Raw genomic sequence first — 25,186 nt, 5'->3', positions numbered from 1 at the left:
CCCATTAAAAAACAATCATTTCTATCTCATATTCCCTAATATCTTTGAATTTAAGGGAGGAGTGCAGGTTTATTCAGCTTTCTTGCTCAAATCATTACAAGAGTTATATCCGGATGCCAATTATGACATTTTCATAAAGTTCGACAAAGAAAGCTCAATTACGAGAGCGTGGAAAAAAATATGATCGAATGCTTTCTTCCTGGGCATACAGTAGTTTTTATCAAATTTTGTCATCGATTTTATCCAACCGAGGAATAACTCTTTCTTTGTGCAATCCAGCTTACACGAGTTTGATTGGATTGGTTAAATATAGTCGGATGTATGGACTATCATCTGATGTGGCAGCGGCTCTGGCAATTGCTAGAAGAGGAATGAATTTAAGTGAGAGATTGCCGCGCTCTGTGTCCGCCTATCTCGGAGTGAATCCGAGAAAGCACGTATGGAGCGCTCTATATCAATTTAATAATTTTATTGGTCGATGCCCTGTAGTCAATCGTAGGCACGATTACTATAGTGTCTCTAACTGGGAGCCGAAGGTTTTGGCTGATATCGAGCAACAACGCCGGGTATCAGCCAAGCGCAAGCGTTAACGGTTATCGACCAAAAGTTACACCGTGGACTTATACCAAGGCAGAATTACTTATGGGTAGGTTTGTCTAGGTTTTTAGAAGCGGTTCAGTTAGTCCTCTGTTAAGATTTTATGTCGGGCGGGCAAGAATGATAAACCTTCACAACGAGGTAAAATTAAATTAAGCCTTTCAACCCGTTAAAACGGGTTTTAGTTCGGAGCCCGAATTTTAATTCAGGGCTTAAATTAATGACATTCGGCTTAAAAGAGAATAGATGTGAGGGAACAGGAAACAAACCATTGCACGAACTGGGAATTACGCAAAATATCGTTGATATCGTTACCGAACACGCTAAGGGGGCGAAAGTGCGACGAGTTTGCCTGGAAATTGGTCAGTTAGCCGCAATAATGCCCGATGCGGTGCTATTTTGTTTTGATGTTTGCAGCAAGGACACTCCCTTAGAAGGGGCAACCTTAGATATTATCGAAATTCCGGGTATAGGTCGCTGTCGCCACTGTAATGCCCACATTCCCCTAGATCAACCCTTTGGTATCTGTGAATGCGGTAGTGTGGAAATGGATATAATATCGGGTCAAGAACTGAAAATTAAGGAAATGGAGGTCGAACCATGTGTGTAACCTGCGGCTGTTCCGATGGCGCTGACACCACTCTCACCAATCCAGAAACGGGGGAAGTTGTCGCCATGGCTAACCACAGTCATGACCCCATGCATACCCATACTCTACCCGATGGGACTGTTATCACTCACTCCTCTACCTCTAGCCACTCCCATACTCACACATTGCCCGATGGTCGAGTCATCACCCATACTCACACTCACGACTCTCCAGGGAATCACAGCCATGAAGCCTCCCAGGTTCACGCCCAGGTTCATGGTACGACAATCTCTCTTGAACAGGATATCCTGGGAAAAAATAATCTGATAGCTGCCCAAAATCGGGGATGGTTTAAAGGGCGTAATATTTTGGCGCTGAATCTAGTCAGTTCTCCGGGGGCTGGCAAAACTACGTTGTTGACGCGCACGATTGAAGATTTACAGGCACAATTACCGATTAATGTGATTGAGGGAGATCAAGCGACGACGAATGATGCCCAGAAAATTCAAGCAACGGGGTGTAAAGTCGTACAAATTAATACGGGAACGGGGTGTCATCTGGAAGCGGCGATGGTGGAACGGGGTTGCACTCAACTCAATCCTCCCCTTAATTCTGTGGTCATGATTGAGAATGTGGGTAATCTGGTTTGTCCCGCCTTATTTGACTTAGGTGAACAGGCAAAGGTGGCGATTTTATCGGTAACGGAGGGTGATGATAAGCCGATTAAATATCCTCATATCTTCAGCGCTAGCCAAGTGATGATTCTGACTAAAATTGACCTGTTGCCTTATGTAGAGTTTGATGTGGAACGCTGTATTGAGTATGCAAGAACGGTTAATCCTCAGATGCAGGTGTTTCAGGTTTCGGCAAAAACAGGAGTTGGGCTAGAGAGTTGGTATGAATGGTTAAAGTCTCAGTTTCAAGTCTTGCAACCATTAGCGTGAGTATCACTCAAGAGCAGGACGGTTGAAACCGCAACGACTGGGATTATAAGTCTATCTATTTTTACCTGATAAAACTATACCAGAAAAATGGCGCGATCGCTTGTTGATTTGATTTTGGGAAGGAGTGCGATCGCGCTTTGATTGGGTTGAGCCTAGGGTATGCGATCGCATATCTTGTCAGGTGCACTTTTCAACCGCGTAATGCACCAAACCTGTAGGGGCGCAAGGCTTGCGCCCAGAAAACCTAAGGAGGGTTAAATTAAAATGGTCGCAAGCCCAACAGTTTCAACAGACAGTCGGAAGTTATTAACCGACAATGGTAGTAATTGTTGCGGTGGTTATCGTCCTAACTTTGGTAGTTACAATCCATGCAAAATCAACCCATGAAACTCACCGATATTATCCATCACGATATTGTAATTCACTTAGATACCCTGAAGACTGATCCAGAATTAGTCAAGCAAATCCAAACCCAACTGAATCGCTTAGGATTTTATCCCGGTGGTTCCTGGCTCGATGGTGCTTATGGCAACCAGACAGAACAGGCAATGACCGAGTTCTGTGAATCGGTTTACCTGAATAACATGGATAGTAAGAAGTTTGGCAAAGGATGGGCGCAAAAACTCCTGCCTGAGAACCCAAAACCCCTCCCCTCGCTCAAAGACAAAAATAAAGACACAATTTATCAAAGCTTCTTAAAAGAATCCGTTAAGGGAACCATTGACGAACCCGCCCTATTTTATAAAGGAATTGACACCTCTCCCTACAAAACTCAACTCAAAGACTATGCCGCCCGTCTGATGCAAAAGCCAGATGGCAAAACTTTGGTTTCAGTCACCAAAGATACCACCCAATTCCAACCTTTCCCCTCCGTTGGACAACTCCCCGATATTGATGACCAAGGCTTAAGCTTTTTGCATCCAGAGATTACTGAAGCCTGTCTCTGTGTCGGCAGTTTTGTTAACGGAGACTTCAAGACCAAATGGCTAGGCAGAAATGCGCTGAGTCAAACGGAGTTTTGGAGTAGTAGTAAAATTATCCCCATTCTCAATATCGTCTCTCGCAGCAATAGGAATTCCTTTCAGACGGATATTGATAACTGCCTGATTCGAGGTAGAAATTTAAGCGGACAATACCGAGAATTCTCGTTCCATGATGTGCTTAGAGACATTCTCTCCTACGACAATCGCATTGCTTCATCCAACTCCCTAGCCGCAATGTTAAAGCAATTTTCGACTCCTGCTGAGTTAGAGACTTGGCTGAAAAGTATGACTGGAAATCAAGACTTGATTTTCACGGGACGCTATGGCGAAGAACCGTTTATCCCTGAACCCGAATTATCGACGCAACCGCCTCAAGGATGGTGGCGTCCCCGAAATGTTATTCTCAAAGGTGTATCAGAACGACATCGCGGCGAAAATACGATTACGGCTTATGATTTAACTCGAATGATCTCGATGTTGGGTTGGCATTATCACATCCCTCAATCTTCACGATTACCGGGTGCCCAATGGCATAGTTTAGAATCGGTGATTCGGGCGATGGGTGCAGATGCGGCACGTTTAACTGATGTGGCATTAGATATGTTAGATTTGCAGGATAAAATTAGTTCTCCGGTGATTATTTCTAAACTGGGGAATGGTGTAACTCAAATTCGGAATCGGGCGGAAGCGGTTTATGTGGCGCTGGTTCAGTTTATTCAACCAAGTACAATGGGTGTGCCAGAGTTGGTGACGTTTACCATGGCATTAAAGGGGGCAAAGCGTTTAGAACCCAGGGATGCGAAGCGTGAGGTGGTGGAATTGGATGCTAGGATGGCAACGGAAGTGACGGAAATTATTCGTCGAGGGGCGTTAGGGGAATTGGGTTGAATTAAGGCGGGTGGGCATTGCCAACCCTACGCTATATCAAGGGTTGAATTGCTGAATTTTTATGTATTGTCTATTACCGAATTATCAACCATAACGCCTCAGAAGCCCAACGGTTATTAGTGGGTCGATTTATGGTGGGATTCGCTATTGTCATTGCCGGGTATTTTGGCATTAATCCCCCCGGTTTTGTGGCGCAAGTTGTCGCCTTTGCCTTTGGCTTAGCCGCCGCTAGTTTCTTCCCAGTGATTATCTTAGGCATATTTGCTCAGCGGACTAACCGAGAAGGCGCGATCGCGGGTATGATTGTGGGGTTAGTGTTCACGACTATCTATATTATTGGCGTCAAATTTTACCAGATGCCAACCTGGTTTTTTGGCGTTTCTGCTGAAGGTATTGGTACAGTGGGAATGGTGCTAAATTTTCTCGTGACTGCAATTGTTTCTCGCCTCACCCCCGCACCAGTAAATATATTTCCAACCCTTACATAAGACATAAGACAATCCCCAGGGTTAACTGTAATTTTTCCCACCTACTTATCCCTCCATTGTGGCATAAAGACCATTGTCTTGTCGGGTTAGCCAACCAACTCCGCAAGAGTAGATTCACAGATGTATAGATGCTGCCAAAGTCTGTCGGCTTGCCTCACAATAGGAATAGGATAGCAGCAATCACGACAGGGACTCTACTATGACTAGGGGTGAACACATAAAGCAACGGTGGGAGCAATGGCGCTCACATCTGCTACCTCAAAAACCTCGAATCTCGTATCTGGGTGCATTTATTTTAACACTATTCAGCTGCCTAGTCGTCTACACGATATCTGGTTCAGCTCAATCTCCCGTCGCGCCAGTTTCATCGTCACTGTTAGAAATCACTCAGGGATGGCAATATCATTGGGGTGATTTTTCTCAACAACAACCCAGGGTTTCAGAAGGGAAGCCTAATCAGATATTTCCTGAACAATGGCAGTCATTTCAGTTTCCCGGAAAAATCCAAAAACCAAGCCATAAAAATGTCCCGATTCTGTGGTTGCGTGTTCCTTTACCTGCTGGAGAATGGCACTCCCCGACTCTCTATTTGGGCGCTGTACCTTATATATTAGATGTATACTTAGAGGATCAACATCTCTATAGTCAATGGTCACTCAATGCTGCTAATCAAGCTATACTGACAGACTATAAATTACCCCTCGTTCAACTTGACTCAGAAGTCCAGAATCAAACTCTCTTGTTTCGGGTGTATGTTGGAGAAAATACTTCAATTTATATCGGCTTATTTGATCGCGTTTTCCTGGGTGATCATAATGCTGTAATTAAACGCTTCTTTCAGCAGCAAACGGACTCATTACTCGGTGTTATTTTTTTTGTCTTAGGAGTAATTATCCTCGGATTGTCCTTGAGTCGCCCAGAAAAAAAATCATACTTTTACTTTGGTATTTTGACGGCGATGATAGGTATATACACGCTATCGCGGTCTTTTTTTATCCCTGTCTTTATTAATCATCTAGAAGCATTACGGTTCTGTGAATATACATCATTTTATCTGATTCCTGTGAGTGGTTGCCTCTTCTTTCAAGAAATATTTAGAATGAGATGCCAGTCTATTATTTGCCATCTTTGGAAAATTCATCTCGCTTATGCCGTGGCGGCGTTTACTTTAGTCATCACTCACACCTTTTCTTGGAGTCAAACAGTCACTGCGGCTCAATTTTTGTTTTTAGCCAGTGCGATAATTATTTTAACCAAGGCGGTGCAAATTTCTTTGACGGGGAACGTTGAAGCTAAACTCTTTACATTAGGGTTTAGTCTGCTCACCCTATCTGCCATGAATGATATTTTGATTTATCGCCTAGAGTGGGTAAACTGGCATCAAAAACTTTATCCCTGGGGAACATTAACTTTTATTCTCACCTTAGGGGTTATGTTAGAGCGTCAATTTATCCAAGCGCGTAACCTGCTAGAAAACTATGCCATAGAGTTAGAAGCTAAAAATACTGCATTACGACAACTGGATCAGCTTAAAGATGAATTTTTAGCCAATACGTCTCATGAACTCAAAACCCCCCTGAATGGGATTATTGGCATTGCGGAATCGTTGATTGATGGAGCGACGGGAACCCTATCTGATGCGACTCAGTTTAACTTGTCTCTCATTGTGTCAAGTGGTAGGCGATTGCACCAGCTTGTTAATGATTTACTCGATTTATCCCAACTCAAACACCATAACCTGAACCTGAATATAAAACCCATCGGAATTCGAGAAGTTACCCATGTTATCTTAACCATTTCTCAACCGTTAGTGGGTAAGAAACCGATCGAGTTAGTCAATAGCATTAATCCAGAGATTCCCCCTGTTGATGCTGATGAAAACCGCGTGCAGCAGATTTTATACAACTTGGTGAGTAATGCGATTAAGTTTACGGAACAGGGAACAATTGAAGTCTCAGCTACGCCAGTCAATGACATTCTGGAAATTCATTTGATTGATACGGGAATTGGTATTCCACCAGACAAAATTGATCGCATTTTTGAATCCTTTGAACAAGCCGATGGCTCAATTGCTCGCCACTATGGGGGAACGGGATTGGGTTTGGCAATTACAAAACAATTGGTTGAACTTCACGGCGGTATAATAAAGGTTGAATCTACGGTAGGAGTGGGGTCACGATTTACATTTACTCTGCCTTTATCTCAGGGGAGAGTTGAGAATCAACCTTCCTTAGAACTGTCTAAGGTTCAAGATTATACGCCGCGAACGGTTAGCCCTGATCGTATTCTTATCGCTCAAGATGCTGTTGTTATTCCAGAGGGGACATTCCACATTTTAATTGTGGATGATGAACCAACGAATCTCCAGGTAATTGTCAATCATCTGTCGTTGGAAAATTATGGGATTACTCAAGCGTCTAGTGCTTTGGAGGCGTTAGAGTTGATTCGCTTAGGCTTCAAACCCGATCTGATTTTACTGGATATAATGATGCCGCAAATGACGGGGTATGAACTGTGTAAAAAACTGCGGGAACAATTTCTGCCCAATGAACTACCGATTGTCTTGTTAACGGCGAAAAATCAGATTTCTGATTTAGTAGAGGGGTTTGCGGTTGGCGCGAATGACTATTTAACTAAGCCTGTGTTAAAGAATGAACTTTTAGCCAGAATTAAAACCCATCTTCGTTTAGCCAAAATCAATGCCGCTTACGGAAGGTTTGTCCCTTATGAGTTTCTGCAATTTTTGGAACGAGAAAGTATTGTGGATGTGCAATTAGGGGATCAGGTGCAAAAAGAAATGTCTATTTTATTTGCCGATATTCGTTCGTTTACCAGTCTGTCGGAACAATTGTCACCGAAAGAAAATTTTGACTTTCTGAATTCGTATTTGAGTCGCGTGGGTCCAGTAATTCGCCATTATCGCGGGTTTATTGATAAATATATTGGGGATGCTGTGATGGCATTATTTCCCCAGATGGCTGATGATGCACTACAGGCGGCAATTGAGATGCAAAAGCAAGTCGGTTTGTATAATGCTAACCGTCAAACCTGTGGGTATGAACCGATTGCGATTGGTATTGGTTTGCATACGGGGAGTTTGATGTTGGGAACGGTGGGTGAGTCTCAGCGGATGGATACGACAGTGATTGCAGATGCGGTAAATTTGGCATCGCGTTTGGAGGGGTTAACTAAGATTTTTGGGGTGGAGATTTTAATTAGCGAAGAAACGTTAAATAGTTTGACAAATGCTCACCATTATAGTTATCGTTTCTTGGGTCGAGTGACGGTGAAAGGAAAACGCCAACCTATCGCTATCTTTGAGGTGTTTGATAGTAACCCGCCGCCGCTGATTGAACTAAAGCGACAAACTCGGACGGAGTTTGAACGGGGGGTGCATCTGTATGTGGAGAAAGAGTATACCAAAGCGCAGCTGGTTTTCACTCAACTGTGGCAATGGGACGATCGCGATCGCGTGGTTCAATTTTATCAGGAGCGTTGTCAGCAAGCTGAGCGATCGGGAGTCTCGGAGGTGGATATTATTATTCGTTAGTTAGGAGAGAGGCTTTGATTTTTCCCCCTGCACCCCTGCTACCTTCCCATAGATCCCTAACCTGTTTTTGGAAAGCCTAGGGTAATTTCCGGGGATTTGCGGTGTTCAATTGCCTAGAGCAGAAAATATCATTGAAGTATACAGCATCACATCTCAAGAGCTGGAGAGTTTTGCTTCAGCCAAAACATAGGGGGGTGAATCTATGAAAGTTACCATCGGCTCACAAGCCACAATTAACGTTTGTTCGACAATACACTGTCCTTTTTTCGAGAGTCAATGTTCTGCGTCTGGGAGTTGTCTGAGATATTACGAATCCTGTCACTGTCATCTAGCCAGTGTGTTTGCCTTTGATTCGGATGGACATTGGTTGTTTACCGCCAATAAACATGAACTGCGCCATATCCAACAAGTTAACCAGGGCTGGCTTACTTACCATCGTTCTATTCTAGAGCAACAAGGAGATCAGCAAGACAGTACGCCTACACGAACCCATCCACCTTCTCCCCAGTGCGACTATCTCTATATTGAGAATGATACATATATTGAGAATGTATCATTCTCAAATTCCCCGGAAATGACTCAGAAAGTCTCCCCAATCAGTATTAGCCTGCTCGATTCTATTGAATTTGAGGACTATTAGCTTGACACTCCCCGCCCGATAAAGACGGGGAGCCTGATCCCTCTAATGAAGGTCAGAAGGGTTGAAGCCTTGACTACAAGGGAATTAGAGATATTCAGCAACATTACGCGATCGCAAGCTTGTCATAGCGTTGTGACAAGCCTGTCACAGATAGGGATTATGCTGATATAGAGGAGTTGAGATTCCTTTCGATAATGAACGACACAGCCTTCCAAGGTGACTTGGAAGGCTTTCCTATCACTATAAGATTAATTTATTATTATAATTATACCACCTTATATTAGACAAGCAAATTGTGGATTGTAGAATCCTGAAATCATACCAAATCCACCTTGGAAACCCCATGCAAGAGGAGGCGATTGAAATCGCTGCTACACAAACTTTCGTCCGCCTGCGCGGACTAGATTATAAAGGGGGTGGCTAACCCGGATTTGATATCATCCCCATAATCAAGAAAACAGCATCAAAAAAGCCCCCTACAACCGCAGGAGACTTTTTAACTATCCAATTTTCCAATAATTGTTGATTACAGTTTCGTCCCACAAACTGGGCAGAAATGATTCGTAGTCTGATTCTGAGTACCACAGTTACTGCAATCGACTACCTCTGCTATCTGTTCCGGCTGACTGCGTTCTGGCAATCCAATCATTTGGGCATTACTCTTACCCGGTGCAACCATCGGATAGCAATTCTCATTCTTGGTGACGTGGACATCCAGCAGCACCGGACCATCATAAGCTAACATTTGAGCGATCGCGTCCTTGAGTTCGTCTCGATGCTTCACCACCATGCCCTTGATCCCATAAGCTTGAGCCAGAACGGCAAAATCCGGCATTCCTATTTCCATATTCGAGGACGAATACCGCTGTCCATAAAACGCCTCTTGCCACTGGCGCACCATTCCTTGCCAGCCGTTGTTAATGATCACCGTCTTGACATTAATGCCATACTGTGATAAAGTCCCCAGCTCCTGAATATTCATTTGTACCGAAGCATCGCCCGCCACACAAACCACTTGCTGATCGGGTAGGGCAACCTTTACGCCCATAGCAGCGGGGACACCATAGCCCATCGTGCCTAAACCCGCACTGGAAATCCAACGGCGTGGTCCCGTCTTCAGAAATTGTGCTGCCCACATCTGATGTTGACCCACATCCGTGGTGTAATAAGCATCAGGGGCTTGGCGATCCAACTCCACAATCACCGCTTGAGGCGAAATACTATCTGGATACTGCGGCGCTTCCAAAGGATACTCTTGACGCCAACGTTGAATCCGGTTAAGCCATGGCTGAGTCTGGTTAGGTTCAGTCGAAATTCCCTGTTCCTGACAGCGCCGTAATAACTCAGCCAAAACCTGCTGCACATCGCCCACAATCGGGACTTGAGGGGCGCGGTTTTTGCCCACTTCCGCCGGGTCAATATCGATATGAATCACCTTAGCATGGCAAGCAAACTGATCCAGCTTCCCGGTGACGCGATCATCGAACCGCGCACCGACGGCAATCAATAAATCACATTCACTCACGGCAAAGTTAGCATAAGCCGTGCCATGCATACCCAACATCCCCACAGACAACGGATGGGATTCATCAAATGCCCCTTTCCCCATCAGCGTCGTCGTGACGGGAATTTGGAACGTTTCTGCCAATTGCTTAACTTGATCATGGGCATTGGCAGTAATCGCACCGCCCCCGATATAAAGTAAAGGTTGCTGGGACTCTCGGATCAGATGCAATGCCTGATTAATTTGCCGGGGATTTCCCTTAACCGTAGGACGATACCCCGTCAACTTAACCATACCTGGGTCAACGGGGGTATAGTCAAATTCTTCTAAGCCTACATCCTTGGGTATATCAATTAAAACCGGACCCGGACGACCAGTATTGGCAATATGGAACGCTTCGGCTACAATCCATGCCATATCACGGGGGTCACGCACCACATAAGAATGCTTCACAATCGGCAGTGTAATGCCAAAAATATCTGTTTCTTGGAACGCATCCGAACCAATCGCCGCCCGTGCCACCTGTCCGGTAATCACCACCAAGGGAATCGAGTCCATGTGGGCGGTAGCAATCCCCGTCACCAGGTTTGTCGCCCCAGGACCCGATGTACCAAAACAGACACCCGCTTTTCCTGTCGCCCGAGCATACCCATCAGCCGCGTGGGCAGCACCTTGTTCATGGCGAACTAGGATATGCTGAATTTCCCCTCGCTCTTCCCACTGATACAATTCATCGTAAATTGGCAGAATCGCACCACCGGGATAGCCAAAAATATGGTCAACCCCATGACGCTTCAGACTGTCCATCAGGGCGTAAGCACCTGTGCGACGAGTAACGGTTTTTTGTTTGACTTCTTTTTTAGAGATACTTTGGTAACGCACCAGATACCCTCACTAAATGATTAACGGTTTTTCTATGAGTTTTGTATATCCTGACAATAGGTTCACCCGACCTATGGTAGATCTTAATCGAGGAAGTAACCTATGAGTGTAAAACAAATTTAGGATCACTGTCTAGTTGTCATTCGTCATTGGTCATTCGTCATTGGTCATTGGTCATTGGTCATTGGTCATTGGTCATTGGTCATTGGTCATTGGTCATTGGTCATTGGTCATTGGTCATTGGTCATTGGTCATTGGTCATTGGTCATTGGTCATTGGTCATTGGTCATTGATCATTGGTCATTGGTCATTGGTCATTGGTCATTGGTCATTGGTCATTGGTCATTGGTCATTGGTCATTGGTCATTGGTCATTGGTCATTGGTCATTGGTCATTGGGCGAAGCATTCGCGTTGAAATTTGAATAGAAAACCGATAGATTTGGGCGCGAATGCTTCGCCCCTACGAATGCATCTGCTCCCTCATCTCCCTCAGCTATTAGTGACTTGATTGAATTCCCCTCTGATGTAACTGCTGCATGAAAAATTCCTCTAGAGAGGAACGTGCTAGGGTGATCTCAATTAATTGCGCCCCCATCAGGCGCAGACTGGCAATAAATTCTTGGGGTTCACCTTTGAGTTCACCGTACCAGCTATCTTCCTCGAATGCCAGTTCTTTAACCCAGCGTTGGAGAATGTCGATGTTACCGCCTTTGCCGCGAACTTGGTAATGAGTCGCCACACCCAAGAGTTCATCCAGGGTGCCCATACAAATTAACTCTCCCTCCGCCAGAATCGCCACGCGATCGCAAATCTTCTCGACATCGGATAAAACATGGCTATTGAAGAAAATGGTTTTACCTTGCTGCTTAAGTGAGAGAATAATTTCCCGGATCTGATAGCGTCCCATGGGATCAAGTCCTGACATCGGCTCATCCAGAAATACCACATCAGGGTCATTGATCAGGGCTTGTGCCATGCCGACGCGCTGGAGCATTCCTTTAGAATACTGTCGCAACTGCTTTTTTTTCGCCGCCGACTTCGATAATCCGACTAATTCCAGCAACTGGGGAATGCGTTGACGTTGACGACTTTTGGGGATTTGAAACAATCCGGCAGTCAGTTGCAAGAATTCCCAGCCTGTCAGATAGTCGTAGAAATAGGGGTTTTCCGGCAAATAACCGATTCGCTGCTTCACCTGGCGATCGCCAATGGGTTTTCCCATCAGCCAACCCCGTCCAGAGGTGGGACGGACAATGCCGAGTAAAATTTTCAATAGCGTCGTTTTCCCTGCCCCGTTGGGACCGAGCAAGCCAAATGTCTCTCCCGGCTCAACGGAGAGAGAGCAACTTTTGAGTGATTCAATTTTTTGATTCAGCCAAAAGCCAGTGCGATAAACTTTCCTGAGCTCAGAAGTCGCGACGACTGGACTCTGGTCAAGGGTAGTCAATGCCCCTGGCAAATCAGCAGTCGAATCCATTCCCTGTTAATTGAATTACATAATTGACAGTTCTATCGTTATAACTGTATCAGTATATTGCTGTTTCTGGTACACAGCGTAAGCATTAATTGAATTTTTGCTCTCCCAGCTCCCAGACGTGCCATGGCACGTCTCTACATTGCTTCCCCTGCTCTCCCCTACTCCCTTACCGATGCATTGCCGTTGACTGACTCTGAGAATGTTGGGCGACTTGCTCGGCAACTTTGGGATCGTACAGCCGTAAATAATTCCAATAGTTACCAAACACCTGCTTCACATAGTCTCTGGTTTCATCAAAGGGAATGGATTCGACAAACTCATCAGGATCACCAGCGCTTTGTTGTCGCAGCCATTTTGCCAAATTCCCTTGACCGGCGTTGTAACTCGCGATCGCAAGTAAGGAGTTGTCGTTGTAAGATTGGTGAACTTGTCGCAGAAACCAGGTTCCCAATTTAATGTTATCGTCTGGATTTTCCAGAGAATAATCCTCCATATCAATATTTTCTGCCGCCCACGCCCCGGTACTGGGCATCATCTGCATTAAACCCACAGCACCAGCGCCCGAACGAATATCGGGTTCAAAGCGAGATTCTTGGCGAATCAGGGCAGTCACTAATAGAGGATTGAGTTCACGCTTTTGGGAATAGGTGGCAATCTCGTCTGAGAAAGGAAATGGGTAGAGCGCTTGCCAGTAGGTGAATTTTTCCCGCAAGTCTTGGTACTGAGCTTGTTCTTCGGGTGTCTCCCGATCTTCTAAGCTGGCAATGGTAGCAATGCCACTCAGGTAATCTCCTATCCCCAACTGCACCAAGCCATCGGTAAACTGCTCGGCGAAGGTGGGTTCTAGGCGATTTTGGAATTCGGCTTTCCAAAGTATCCAAGCATCTTGGTCAGACCCGAGTAAATAGAGTTCCTTGAGAGCGGCTGAACCCACAGGTAGTACGGGTCGGGTTTCCGGCAGAACCAATTTCGGATCAAGTTGACGGACTGTTTTAAAGTCGCCCACATCCCAACCTAGCTGTACAGCAGAGCGCCATGCATAGTAAGACTGGGGGTGATTGGTAATCACCTCCTCGAATGCGGTTTGGGCATCCTGTCGGCGTCCCAATTCCCTTGCCCATTTGCCCACCCAAAAGCCAGCCTGACGTGCCAGGAAGCGATGAGGATTTTCCGTGGTAATTGGTTTTGCCCATTCCCAAGCTGCCTCTACATTGCCAGATTTAGCGTGCAACCGCGCGACTTGCCAGCGGTAGGCGGCGGCGGCGTCGGAATCGCCATAGTCATCGATCAATTGTTTTCGCGCTTGCTCGGCGGCTTTATCACTACCTAGGCGTTCCAGGGTTTCAGCTTTAACCAAAAGGGCTTCACCGGCGCGTTCGGGGAAGCGCTCAACGACTTCGTCCAGATAGGGAACTGCCTCAATATCCGGTTCCAGTTGCGCCAGTTCAATCAGGGCGGCGGGTGTTTCCTTGGCGTCGGGAAAATCACGCACCATCTGTTTGTATGCCTGTTTTGCTTCCGCGTACTTCTGGGCGAATTTAAGAGCTCTGGCTACTAAATAGGCATTTTTGGAAGTCTTGGCAGCTTTGGCATAAGCCGCACTAGCTTGCCCATATTTCCGGTCTCGCCAGTAGCCCACCGCGATCATTTGCCAGTCATCGGGTTTAATTAGGGGTTGATCATCGGAGTCAACTGCTCTACTGTAGTTTCCCACCAATTGGTCTAGGATAGGCGTGATATCTGAAGTGACCTCTGGGGTGTCAAAGGCATAGCGAGCCAAAAGCAGCATCAACTCAGGCTGATCTGGATTGTCTTGGAGGCGCTGCCGTGCTAATTCTAGAATCAGCGGATGAGACGGATAGTTAGCGATTGCCTTGTCCCAGTATTTGGGATCGTCGGCGGGTGGTTCATAAATCTGCTGGATTTTCTCCAGCCAACCCAGATTGGCGGACAAAGATTTAATCTCGTCGTCCTGATAGGTTGAATCTTGGGAGAAAATAGCATAAAGAGCATAAGCCGCAACGGGCTGATCCGCGTAGCGTTGCAGCAGGTTTTGCCATTCGGTTAAGGCTTTGATTTTCTCGCCCATCAGTTCGTAAGCTTGGGCGCGTTTAACTGCAATATAGCCGCCGAGTACAGGATAGTCCAACTCCAAGCCCTCTAACCAACGCAGCGCCTCCTTGCCCTTGCCTTGCTCAATTAAATCCCCTGCCAAAAGATAACGTGCACGAGACCTATCGATGGAACGTTTTCCTTGTGCGATCACTTCGAGTTTACCTCGGCGCTGGTTCACACTCCAGGACGCGAGTCGCAAAACCGCTGTGTTACTCTGTTTTTCTGGGCTAAAGGAGTTATGCTCCACAAAAGGCAGCCAGATGGTCAATTGACCGAGACTCCTGGTATACTCACCTCCTATAAGCGTTCCTCCCCAGATGAGAGCAACGAGTCCGACTCCAGCGACTAGAGCGATTTGTCGTCTTCGTTGTCTTTGCCTTGAACGGCTGTGGGGGGCGAAAATCTCGCGTCTTTTTCTCATAGAACCTCCTGCTGACGCACATCTATCTTAGATCTGGGTGAAGATCACAGAACACGATGGCATTGCCCGGTCTGACTGTAAGTTGGGTGGATTGATCCCTTGGGAAATTTTCCCGAACCGTTTCTGGATGGGGGTTAGCGTTTTGGTCGTTTTTTCAGACCCAATCGTCGAACGATATACTGACGCTGCACCCGATCAAATTTGGTTTTCCTTGTGATCTTCCATTCTTCAATATAAGCGCCCACCAGACAAGCCCCAATTAAATCTGTGCCATCTAAATTTGTGTTTTTTAGCTTCGCCCCCTTTAAGTTAGCCGACTGCAAATTGGCACAGCTAAGATCGCTATTGACGAAACTCGCCGCCACTAAATTAGCCCCCCGCAGATTCGTTTCGGGCAAGCAAAGATTGTCGAAGTTTTTTTCCTGTCCTTCACCTGTAACGACTAATTGCCGGATTTTCGGGTGCTCCAAATAGGTTGTTCCCACGCGGGAGAGTTCTAGTTTTTTCGCTTGAAACCAGCAGGTTCGCGTCACCTTCGCTTGTCTAAAATTTGTGCTTTTGAGCAGCGCTTGGGTGAAATCCGCTTCCGTTAAATCGGCACCCTGAAAATTTGTCCCCCCAATCGCGGCAAAGGCAACTGCAATCCGACGAATGAAAGCATAGTTTTTATCCCCAATTAAGGCTCGCCAGCTTACATAGGCAGAAAGTCCAGCCACGCCTACCGCCACAATCACCGCCACCGTTGCAGCGCTGGTTGCTGCTGCCACAGATGCCCCAGCCGTAACCACGACTACAGCACCGGCGGCGGCGACAACACCAGCTCCAGCCGCAACGACTGCCACAGCACTAGCAGCGGCGACAGCACCGGCTGCTGCTCCTGCTGCCACGACTGCCATCGCCATAGCCGCCGCGACGGCTCCAGCACTGGCAACTACTACGGTTACGGCAACCGCTGTAGCTCCGGTTAGAACTGCCACCATTGCCGCCACCACAATTGCCACAACCCAAACCCCTAATGCCATAATCAGCCCTTGGCGAATCGTCATGCTCACAAAAACACCCAAAGCGATGAGAATAAACACACCGGCTAAGATTTCGATTAGGTTCTCACTAATCAGCGCAGCGCCAGTGATCACACCCGCCCAGGCGGAAATAAAACCAGATAGCGTCGATAGAAATAAAGCCACCAGCAAGAGAATCGTTGCCCAATGTTGCTGCAATCCCGCTTGGCAATAGCTAAAATTTGCCCCCGTCAGGATAGCATTGGTAAAATCTGTGCCTCGGATGTCGGCGTGGCTGAAGTTAGCACTGGCTAAGTCAGTTCTACCTCGAAACGAGCGACCTTGCAGGTTTTGACCGGAGTAGTCCTGAGCCATTATAACCTCCGAACGGATGGGGCAACTATAAGACAATGGGCGTTGGTGGTACAGAAAATTGTATTTAGCAACAGTTCGACTTGACCAACTCTTATGCTGTAGAATAAAGCATTTGGTGGAACAATTCATGAACCGCGCCTTACTTCGAGAAGACGCGGATTGGCAGAGGGAACCTGCTCCGAAGTCATGAATAGGGCATGAGTTGGTAAGGGATAATCACTGCTGGACGCTTCTCTAGTTCAGCTTAAATGTAGGAACTCAAGAATCTTTGGGAACTGGGTAATTCCAGGACACACCCTTACCAATGCCTTAAGAGACACAAACATTTACACGAGTGGATTATCTCTATGAATCGTGTTGGTGTAGTTAGCAAAGAAGGAAAACCGCTAATGCCCACTAAACCATCCAGGGCTAGACGGTGGACGAAAGAGGGCAAAGCTGTCGGGAAATGGTCGGACTTGGGCATTTATTACGTTCAACTCACGACACCATCACGCTTAGTAGTGCAGCCGATTGTTGTTGGGGTAGATCCGGGAAAGTCATACTCTGGCGTCGGTGTCCAGTCGGCTAAATGTACCCTGCTGCAATTGCACCTTATTCTTCCGTTTGGTCGCGTTAAAAAGCGGATGGAAACTCGCGCTATGTTACGACGGTCTCGACGTTCTAGACGGATTAACCGGGACGTTCCGTTCAAGCAGGGGAACCATCGGCAGTGCCGTTTTGATAACCGCAAACAGTGCAAATTACCCCCATCCATTAAAGCCTCGTTTACTGGCTCTAACTCTCGCGGTTACACCCACTTTGGTAGCGTCAATATCACTCCCTCCCCGTTCAAAATAATCACCCGTCCTGGGGAAGTGAAGCGGGGAAAAGAGTACGGCTTTTTCCGTCGTCAATTGCACTTTGAAGTACCGGACAAGTCGGGGAGGAGGAAGCGCAAGGGTGGGACGATTACCCCGTTTGGTCTTAGAGTTGGTGACTTACTAAGAGCCGAAAAAGCCGGAAAAACTTACATTGGCTACGTCGGCGGGTTCACTACCGCTCTCCTCGTTGAACTAGAATAGCGATGGCTTATGCTCTTAGATAAAATGCCAGATGGTTTCACCCACAACGTTTCCTGGTTCCTGTTTTTCTCTCTTCCCCAATCACCTCTTCCCCATTTATCAATGAATCGTTCAAAAATTGTGGCAATTATTACTGGAGCCATTTCCATACTTCTGGCACTGGCATACCTTCTGTTGGTTCAGCTTTTGGACTTTCGCGGCGAAATGATTCCCGCCCCGGTAAGTCAGTTACCACAGATTATTGAAGTGATGAATTATGAACTATAAATCATGAATTCTCTGTTCCCCATTTCCGGTGCTATGACGAATTACGAATGACAAATGATATTAAACTCATTGCGGGCGCTTTAAATACTCTCTGGCAATTAGGGATTTTTTGTTAGAACATTTTGAAGATATACCCCAATCCCTGATTAACTTCCTGTGTTCGTCTTGACGGTTGGTATCAGTCGGTGTATCAGGGCGCACCGACGTGCGCCCCTACGAACCCCAATCATCGGGATTAGAGTCCACTTTTGAGGTATCTTTCAGGGGCATAACCACTCGTGCGATCGCGTCTTGAATAAATGCTTTAATAAATTCATCCCGACGGTTAAGCTGAAATTGCTGCTGCACAACTTCTGTCATCCCCCCATCACCCCAGTCTTGATCATGACGAAAGTATTCAATAAAACTCTTCCCAGCAATTCGGATTAAATACGCCGCCGTTACCCCTTGAATGGCTTTCCCAACTAAATAAGTAGCAATTTGAAATTGTAGCGCCCTTGACAAAATTTGTATTGCCCCTTGAACAATTCCCAAACTGGCTAAGGTTTTCCCCAGAGACAGCGCCAATTCTCTCCCCCGTTCCATATTCAGATCACAGCCGTAAACTCTACCAATTTCGACCACCATCTGGGCGTTAACCGCCGCCGTTGCTAATAAATCAACCACAGGTAACGGCGTAACCGCAATCACCCCAGCGCCAATCCACTGAAACCGTTCCACCACTTTCTCCGCCTGTCGCCGCCGTTGGTGATCAATCAAACGACGGGCGTCTTCACCTAAACGCTGAGACTGGAGTAAAATATTATCGGCAATCAAATCTTGCCCTTCAGCCCGTAGTACCGCAGCCAGACGGCGGATTAAGGGTATGATATCAGGGTCAGGTCGGAAGTCTTCCCCATTTTCTAATCGTACAGGTTGGGGATTGGCAGCAATGGCTACCACATCTGAAGCGGCAATAAACCCGCGCACCTGATGGCGTAACCGTGCCAGAATCGTTTCTTTATCAGTATCAGTATAGAGATCCACTTTATTCAGAACCAACAGCGATCGCTTACCAATATCAGCTAGACGACGTAACGGTTCATATTCCGACTGTCGCAAATCATTATCCACCACAAATAATAATAAATCAGCTTCCGTGGCAAGCTGTCGCGCCAGTTGTTCCCGTTGGGTACCCGCTACACCCGCTTCTAAAATACCGGGTGTATCAGTAATCAAAATCTGCCGTTCTATTCCCTTCAACTCTAGAGTATAAGTCTGCCCCTGATCCGTGGTTCCCATCGGTGCCCCCACTTGACCCACCATCTGCCCAATGAGAGCATTAACCAGGGACGTTTTCCCTGATGAACCCGTGCCAAAGATGACAACCAACAGTTCCCCACGGGCTAACGTCGCCTCAATCTCACGAGATCGACTCAACAGGGCTTGCTGGGCTACCTCATCTTGAATTTTCTGCACCTGCTGTCGCACTGCTTTTAGCGTTTCAGAAGCCGCTTCCGTTTTCTCCTGCGGTACTTTTGGTGTAGGGCGACGCCTGCGAGATGAGGATTTGGGGCGGCTGAATGTCCAGACGTAGTAGACAAACGTGGCAATTAACAGAACAAGTAGAATAATCAGCAATAAAACCAGCAAATTTGCCAGTAGAGGCGAATTTAACGACCAATAGAGTCGATTAATCGAATCAATCAACCACAGGATTAGCCCCAGAATGATACTGAGACCGATAATGAGCGTCAGTAGGCGGGGTAGGGGCATAATGGTTTAAGAAGGCTTCCGGGCAGAAGGCAGATGACAGAATGAAAATAGCTAGGATGCCAAGGAGAAGTTAAACCGCCTTGGGTTTCAACCCAAGGAACCAAAAGCTTGCATTCCTCTCACATACGACTGCATCCCTAGTTTTAGTCCATTTTAATAGACTTAAGCTTTTAGCGAAGGACTTGGTTATCTACTAAGAACTCAAGCCTAGAGTAGGGTGGGCAATGCCCACCAGCCTTAAGTCAGTTTTATTCGACCACCCAGAAACTGTAGGGGCACCATCCTTGCGCCGGAAAATGTAAGTAAGCCTCAGTTATCTACTAAGAACTCAAGCCTAGAGTAGAGGCATGACATGTCGTCCCCCTACAGATGGTGTAAAACTATTATCTATAGAGACATTCTTTACAGCCAAAAAACGATGAGTTTATTCAATCAAATTCTCGGTGCGATTAATAACCCCTCTCAGGAAGCCAGTTCCGGTCAATTAGCTGGGATTCTCGGTACCGTGCAAAACCTCAGCCAAAGTGCCAATGCTGACCCCTCCACGATTCAATCAGTTTTATCTATCGTTGGCAAATATGCTCGTCCAGCATTACAACAAAAGCGAGAAGCTGAAGGAGAACAGGGGACGCAATCTTTTATCAACCAATTCAGTGGTACAGGTGCTAGCAATCAAGCGGTCAACTTACTCTTTAGTACACCGCAAATCCAACAGTTAGTAGAGGAAGCAGAACAACGAACAGGACTCAATGCGGCAACCATTCAATCCCTGTTACCCATGCTAGTTCCCTTGGTGCTGAATTTACTCAAAACTGGCACCAATAACCAAAATCCAGAAGGATCGAATCCTGTGCTAAATTCATTCCTCGATGCGGATGGTGACGGCGATGTGGATATTGCTGATGCGATGCAAATGGCATCCCGTTATTTGAATCCTTAGTTTGTTTGTAGTAGGCACTTTAGTTCCTTAAAATGAATAGTAAGCTCAGATGAGGCTGGTGGGCATTGCCCACCCTACAATGCTAATCCATCTTTTTTAGGTGTGCCACGCCAGTAGGGACGTTGCTGGCAATGTCTCTACTTTTTTGATCAGTCAAAAGATGTAATATGCTTATATTAAAAAAGGAAACTCCACATTCACATTCCATCGCCGACCATCGTGAAGTAATAACGTAAGATGGGATGCCAAAAACTCAAATTGTAACCGTTGGTTCTCAAATTCAATCCACGCCTTGCGGAAATTCTGCCGCTTCAAATCACGAAAAGCAACAGTGACATGAGGCGAGAAGGGACGATTTTTAGAACGCTCATGAACGATACCGAGGGATTCTTCTAGATATTCCATTAAATCCTTTTGAATCGCGATCAGTTCTGGCGTTTTCAGAACGTTGACGTAAATAACACGAGGTTTAAACGCCCCAAACCCTTGCAGGGTAATGGAGACAGGTATCCTAGTTTGAGCAAAGGTTTTTAGAGATTCTTCGAGAACAGGTACGGCATCGGTTTCCCATGTAAAAGGGGGTTGCAGTGTAATATGGGGTGGCGATTTGAGGGCGGCTTTACTCTGGTAAACGTCAGCACAATGTTGCTTAATCTCCATAATCGAGTCTTGAATGGTTTGAGGAGGAAGCAGGGCAATAAAAAAGAGTTTTTTCATATTAAGTAAGAAAAATAGGTTTTCCTAGGAGCGGTTTTAGGGATTAATATTTGTTGTTTTTCCTAACTTGGCAATAACCCCGGACTCTCACCCCAATTGCCCAAAGGTTTATACAACCTGGATTGACCGTAGAAAAAGGCTGGCAAAACTATGTCAACATTCTGGGTTAGTCTAAAAATGCTCGAAACCCCATCTAGGCAAGGGTTTTGAGGAATAAGATTGTCAAACCTGTGAGACATTGGGGTTAAACTATGACAAAATGATATAATCCTCATTTTTGGGTTGATAGACTACAGCAAAAAGCAGAAGGCGCAAAGAGCTGGAGGTTTCTTGACCCATCCAATCCTTGATCAATATCTGTGCTGACGTAGATTTCGATTGTCATCTATTTTCTGAGCCCTTTGCTCCAACTGGAGTTACAGACATCAAATTAAACCGAATCGGCTGAGGGGCCAGAAACGGAAGCAAGCATGACCAATAATATTAGGTTGAGGCAAGAATCCCCAAACGTGAGAATCGTTGCTATTATTGCGATTATCTCCCATGACAAATAACTGACCTTCCGGAACTCGCACGGGTGCCATCTGATAGTTCGGTGGTTCGGCAATGTAAACTTCTTCTAGTGGCTTCCTATTAATATAGACCTTGCCATCTTGAATTTGTACGATTTGACCAGGTGTAGCAACGATCCGTTTAATAAAGGCTTGGTCTTTTGTATACCCCTGCATTTGCAGTTGAGGTGGTGGATCAAAGACAATGATGTCTCCGCTTACTGGGGGTTTGAAGTGGTAGGAGATTTTTTCCACAACCACGCGATCGCCGATGGTCAATGTCGGTATCATCGAGTCTGAGGGAATGTAGCGCGGTTCGGCAATAAATACTCGAATCAACAGCGCTAGGGCGAGTGCGATCGCAATAATTTGTAGATTTTCCCGGACTTGTTGCCAAAACTTCGATCTCGGCGATATAGATTGGGTTGATTGCGCTGCTACCGTTGACTGATTTGGTTTATCCACAGGTTTTGAAATCCCTCCCTTGGCAGACTGATTTTTTACCGTTTTGTTTAAAGTCATACAGGTTTGTACTAAAAATCGCTGGCTGTCACTTCTTACCAGCCGCCACAAAACTTTTGGCTTTCAGTCAAGATAACACGCTCTCTAGGTCTTTGATCGATGGGGGTACTGATTCGGGTAGCCTTCACGAGGCGATCGCGTTCTTGAACCTCGTCAGCTACCGTAATGGATACTCTCCTGCAGAAGCCTCTCATTTTTTTAATGATAGTGTAGTCCGAACATCCTACCTGCTGTTGGCAATTACGATACTATATCCCATTTCCTTAATTGTGTTATTGGTAGCAAACAGACAATAAATTAAGTTCTTAGCTAATAGATTAAGTTGCTTAAAACAGACTAATAGCTTCCCCCTTTGTAAAGAAAGAGGGGGATCTAAAAAGGGGACGCAATGGAAATCTGAAGTGGGACGGTAGGGGAATCCAGAAAGGACAAACAACATAAGAATAAATTTTTGCGCTAGCGTGAGAAGAGAAACATCTATTGGTTCTGTTCCCTGTGCTACTAGATAAACGTCCTATTCTATTTACAGGTTTCGTAGCTTGCCTAGTGGGTATATTGACCGCCTGCGCCAATAGTCCCACAGGTCAATCCTTAGAACGTTCCTTAGCCGTAGACCCCAACCTAGAGGATAATACCTCAATTTTGGGCAGTCAGACTAATGGGCAAACCTCTTCGGCGCAACTGCCAGAAGATTTCCCTACCGTAATTCCCCGCTATCCCGACGCTCAATTACAGAACGTTGAACCCCTAACTCGTTCAGATGACCAAGGTCAACGTACCATCTGGTCATCCACTGACCCTAGTAATGAGATTCAGGCATTTTACCGCAGGGCATTTGAATCAGGCAGTTGGCAGGTCATTTCTGAACCGAATCAGGAAGGAATCAATTCCTTTGTTGTGCGTCGGAATGATTTACAAGTCAGGATTTCTATTCCTCCGGATACTGCCATTAACGATACGCAAGAAACCCCAACCGAGGCAGAGACTGACCAAAATATCACAGAATTTGAGATTCAGTACATCCGCCGCAGTACCGAGACAGCCGCAGAACCCTCAGAGGCTTCAGAATCTTCAGAGAAAGTAACAGAGACTCCTCAATCCGTTGACTCGGTATCTGGTGAAGACCAGAACTTCACTGATTTCGATAACGTTCCCTCAGGATTGCGTCAGTATGTAGAAGACTTAGCCGCCTTAGGTGTTCTCACGTCTGACCCTTCTAGTGCTAACAATAAATCAGAGGATAGTGGTACATCATTTGCAGCCAACAAAATCATTACCCGCCGTCAGTATGCCCGTTGGCTCATTGATACCAATAATCGAATTTATGCGAATAGTCCGGGAAAACAAATCCGTTTAGCATCAGAAACAACTCAACCTGCATTCCAAGATGTGCCAGCCAGTGATCCTGATTTTGGCGCAATTCAGGGATTAGCTGAAGCGGGGTTAATTCCTAGTCCTTTGAGTGGTAATTCTACAGAAGTTCTGTTCCGCCCTGATGCACCCCTAACACGGGAAAATCTAGTTTTATGGAAAGTTCCGTTAGATATTCGTCAGGGGTTACCGTCAGCATCTCTGGATGCAGTGCAGCAAACCTGGGGATTCCAAGATGCTAGCAAGATTGACCCGAAGGCGTTGCGGGCAGTTTTGGCAGATTTTCAAAATGGGGAACAATCGATTATCCGTCGCGTTTTTGGGTACACTACTCTGTTTCAACCGAAAAAGCCAGTCACGCAAGCGGAATCCGCCGCCGCCCTTTGGTATTTTGGTTCTCAGGGTGAGGGAATATCGGCTAGTGAGGTTCTCCAGCAATCGAATTAGAATTAGCCTTGGGTTTAAACCCAAGGCTGAAAGCTTAAGTCGCCTAAAGACGACTGGATAGGAGTTGGGAGCATCCCAATTTGGCACGTTGGCTCTTTGAATGGGGCTGAAACCCTTGCAATTGCCTTACTTGAGGTAATGCTTTGTCCAAAACGGGATGCTCCCTAGGAGTTTAAGTCCATTTTAGAGTTTAACTATACCCAACCAGAACATATTGACTAAATGGAATATTATAATGGTTCGTCTGTAGGGGCGGGTTTCACTATTATCGTTTCGGGTTTACCCAGATGCAACTAAACCCGCCCCGACTTAGTGGTGTGGCACAGCTAAAATGGTGGAATAGATTGTAGGTTGGGTTGACGCAGGAAACCCAACGGAATTTAGGCTAAAGCCTTTACTACAAACCAAATCTTATCCGTCAACGATTCCGGAAAAGGAATTAAAAGTTTGAGTTTACACATGAATACGCCAACTGCTCAAGCAGCAATTTTAACCCTACAGCAACAGTTAATAGCAGCGAGAGCGAGTAGCGATCGCGTGGCGGAATGCGAAGCCCTAGGAAACTTGGGGATTGTCTATTATCAGGGGAAAAAATGGCACGAGGCGATCGCGACTTTTACCAATTACCTTAATCTGGCAAAAAAGCTAGGACATCAGTGGCAAGAAGGGATAGCCTACCTGCAAAAAACTGATCCTCATCCCCCATCGTTACCTACACCTTTTACCCCTCCACGCCCTTCCCTTCATCTGTCGAGATGAGGGCGCAAGCCTTGCGCCCCTACAGGAATGGTTCCCCAAAGGCGTGAATTATGTCCCCAACTGTCAACTCCTGCAACAAGCACAAAACCGCAACAGTACCGAATTTGAGCGTGCTATAAAAGCTCACGGTTAATCTATGGCACTTTAGAAAGTAAAGTGCAGTTTATTATCTCATTCTTCGGTAGCTTTATTTTGGCGTTTGTTGCCTTTAAGTTAGCCAAGTGGTGGATTAAGCGTCGGCGATTCAAACACCAATAAGTTATTGCATTTTAGTGTCACTAATTTTTGTTGGGTTTCCTACGTCAACCCAACTTACAACTATCCGACTATTAAATATT

At 46.1% G+C, this 25,186-nt stretch carries 18 protein-coding genes and 4 pseudogenes; 15 read left to right on the top strand and 7 right to left on the bottom strand.

The genetic code is table 11. The features are described from left to right. From RIM23_RS02145 to RIM23_RS02110, 8 genes and pseudogenes are all read left to right on the top strand, one after another. Nucleotides 1–184: pseudogene (locus RIM23_RS02145) on the top strand (glycosyltransferase); the annotation flags it as partial. Continuing rightward, nucleotides 141–590: pseudogene (locus RIM23_RS02140) on the top strand (hypothetical protein); the annotation flags it as partial. The pseudogenes RIM23_RS02145 and RIM23_RS02140, both read left to right, overlap by 44 nt. Nucleotides 591–868: 278 nt before the next feature. Then, nucleotides 869–1,207, top strand: coding sequence for a hydrogenase maturation nickel metallochaperone HypA/HybF (locus tag RIM23_RS02135; protein WP_446364052.1), 339 nt, complete (start codon nt 869–871; stop codon nt 1,205–1,207). After that, a complete protein-coding gene (gene hypB, locus RIM23_RS02130; protein WP_446364046.1) occupies nt 1,198–2,130 on the top strand; it encodes a hydrogenase nickel incorporation protein HypB in 933 nt (310 codons plus the stop codon). The genes RIM23_RS02135 and hypB overlap by 10 nt, the downstream gene beginning before the upstream one ends. 368 nt (nt 2,131–2,498) lie before the next feature. Continuing rightward, a complete protein-coding gene (locus tag RIM23_RS02125; protein ID WP_446364044.1) occupies nt 2,499–4,001 on the top strand; it encodes a peptidoglycan-binding domain-containing protein in 1,503 nt (500 codons plus the stop codon). A 68-nt stretch (nt 4,002–4,069) separates the two neighbouring features. Then, nucleotides 4,070–4,462, top strand: a pseudogene (locus tag RIM23_RS02120) (sodium:solute symporter family transporter); the annotation flags it as partial. A gap of 226 nt (nt 4,463–4,688) precedes the next feature. Then, nucleotides 4,689–8,039 carry an ATP-binding protein gene (locus RIM23_RS02115; RefSeq protein ID WP_446364042.1) on the top strand — a complete coding sequence of 1,117 codons (3,351 nt, stop codon included), beginning with the start codon at nt 4,689–4,691 and terminating at the stop codon, nt 8,037–8,039. 202 nt (nt 8,040–8,241) lie between these two features. Then, nucleotides 8,242–8,679 (top strand): hypothetical protein, encoded by a 438-nt coding sequence (locus tag RIM23_RS02110; RefSeq protein WP_446364040.1) that lies wholly within the window; start codon nt 8,242–8,244, stop codon nt 8,677–8,679. A gap of 526 nt (nt 8,680–9,205) precedes the next feature. Here RIM23_RS02110 and ilvB read toward each other — a convergent pair. Continuing rightward, nucleotides 9,206–11,065 (bottom strand): biosynthetic-type acetolactate synthase large subunit, encoded by a 1,860-nt coding sequence (gene ilvB, locus RIM23_RS02105; protein ID WP_446364038.1) that lies wholly within the window; start codon nt 11,063–11,065, stop codon nt 9,206–9,208. Nucleotides 11,066–11,201: 136 nt separating this feature from the next. Here ilvB and RIM23_RS02100 point away from each other — a divergent pair, with 136 nt between their 5' ends. Continuing rightward, nucleotides 11,202–11,492, top strand: a complete 291-nt coding sequence (locus tag RIM23_RS02100; RefSeq protein WP_446364036.1) for a hypothetical protein — start codon at nt 11,202–11,204, stop codon at nt 11,490–11,492. 70 nt (nt 11,493–11,562) lie between these two features. Here RIM23_RS02100 and RIM23_RS02095 read toward each other — a convergent pair whose 3' ends face one another. The 3 genes from RIM23_RS02095 to RIM23_RS02085 all read right to left on the bottom strand — a co-directional run bounded on the left by RIM23_RS02095 (nt 11,563) and on the right by RIM23_RS02085 (nt 16,455). Further along, a complete protein-coding gene (locus RIM23_RS02095; RefSeq protein WP_446364032.1) occupies nt 11,563–12,543 on the bottom strand; it encodes an ABC transporter ATP-binding protein in 981 nt (326 codons plus the stop codon). 166 nt (nt 12,544–12,709) lie between these two features. Then, on the bottom strand, nt 12,710–15,079 hold the full coding sequence (locus tag RIM23_RS02090; RefSeq protein WP_446364030.1) for a transglycosylase SLT domain-containing protein: 2,370 nt from the start codon (nt 15,077–15,079) through the stop codon (nt 12,710–12,712). Between the two features lie 134 nt (nt 15,080–15,213). After that, on the bottom strand, nt 15,214–16,455 hold the full coding sequence (locus RIM23_RS02085; protein WP_446364028.1) for a pentapeptide repeat-containing protein: 1,242 nt from the start codon (nt 16,453–16,455) through the stop codon (nt 15,214–15,216). A gap of 347 nt (nt 16,456–16,802) precedes the next feature. On the opposite strand from RIM23_RS02085, the gene RIM23_RS02080 reads away from it, so the two are divergent. Next, nucleotides 16,803–17,519, top strand: coding sequence for an RRXRR domain-containing protein (locus RIM23_RS02080; protein ID WP_446364026.1), 717 nt, complete (start codon nt 16,803–16,805; stop codon nt 17,517–17,519). Nucleotides 17,520–17,621: 102 nt separating this feature from the next. Next, complete coding sequence (locus RIM23_RS02075; protein ID WP_446335698.1) at nt 17,622–17,786, top strand: hypothetical protein; 165 nt, start codon at nt 17,622–17,624, stop codon at nt 17,784–17,786. A gap of 213 nt (nt 17,787–17,999) precedes the next feature. Here RIM23_RS02075 and RIM23_RS02070 read toward each other — a convergent pair whose 3' ends face one another. Further along, a complete protein-coding gene (locus RIM23_RS02070) occupies nt 18,000–19,541 on the bottom strand; it encodes a YcjF family protein (RefSeq protein ID WP_446364024.1) in 1,542 nt (513 codons plus the stop codon). 418 nt (nt 19,542–19,959) lie between these two features. Here RIM23_RS02070 and RIM23_RS02065 point away from each other — a divergent pair, with 418 nt between their 5' ends. After that, nucleotides 19,960–20,481 (top strand): hypothetical protein, encoded by a 522-nt coding sequence (locus RIM23_RS02065; protein WP_446364022.1) that lies wholly within the window; start codon nt 19,960–19,962, stop codon nt 20,479–20,481. Nucleotides 20,482–20,652: 171 nt separating this feature from the next. Here the strand turns inward: RIM23_RS02065 and RIM23_RS02060 are convergent, their stop codons facing one another. Both RIM23_RS02060 and lepB read right to left on the bottom strand, forming a co-directional pair. Beyond that, nucleotides 20,653–21,198, bottom strand: a complete 546-nt coding sequence (locus tag RIM23_RS02060; protein WP_446364020.1) for a 2'-5' RNA ligase family protein — start codon at nt 21,196–21,198, stop codon at nt 20,653–20,655. A 425-nt stretch (nt 21,199–21,623) separates the two neighbouring features. Beyond that, nucleotides 21,624–22,271, bottom strand: a complete 648-nt coding sequence (lepB, locus tag RIM23_RS02055) for a signal peptidase I (protein ID WP_446335705.1) — start codon at nt 22,269–22,271, stop codon at nt 21,624–21,626. Between the two features lie 495 nt (nt 22,272–22,766). Here lepB and RIM23_RS02050 point away from each other — a divergent pair, with 495 nt between their 5' ends. From RIM23_RS02050 to RIM23_RS02040, 3 genes and pseudogenes are all read left to right on the top strand, one after another. After that, nucleotides 22,767–24,089, top strand: a complete 1,323-nt coding sequence (locus RIM23_RS02050; RefSeq protein WP_446364018.1) for an S-layer homology domain-containing protein — start codon at nt 22,767–22,769, stop codon at nt 24,087–24,089. Between the two features lie 459 nt (nt 24,090–24,548). Further along, entirely contained in the window at nt 24,549–24,848 is a 300-nt protein-coding gene (locus tag RIM23_RS02045; RefSeq protein WP_446360232.1) for a hypothetical protein, read from the top strand. Next, nucleotides 24,763–24,960: pseudogene (locus RIM23_RS02040) on the top strand (CHAT domain-containing protein); the annotation flags it as partial. The gene RIM23_RS02045 and the pseudogene RIM23_RS02040, both read left to right, overlap by 86 nt. Between the last annotated feature and the right edge of the window lie 226 nt (nt 24,961–25,186).

Source organism: Coleofasciculus sp. G3-WIS-01 (assembly GCF_040223135.1).
Lineage (GTDB): Bacteria > Cyanobacteriota > Cyanobacteriia > Cyanobacteriales > Coleofasciculaceae > Coleofasciculus.
The sequence above is the reverse complement of the archived record's forward strand: the minus strand, read 5'-3'. Positions and strand labels throughout refer to the sequence as shown.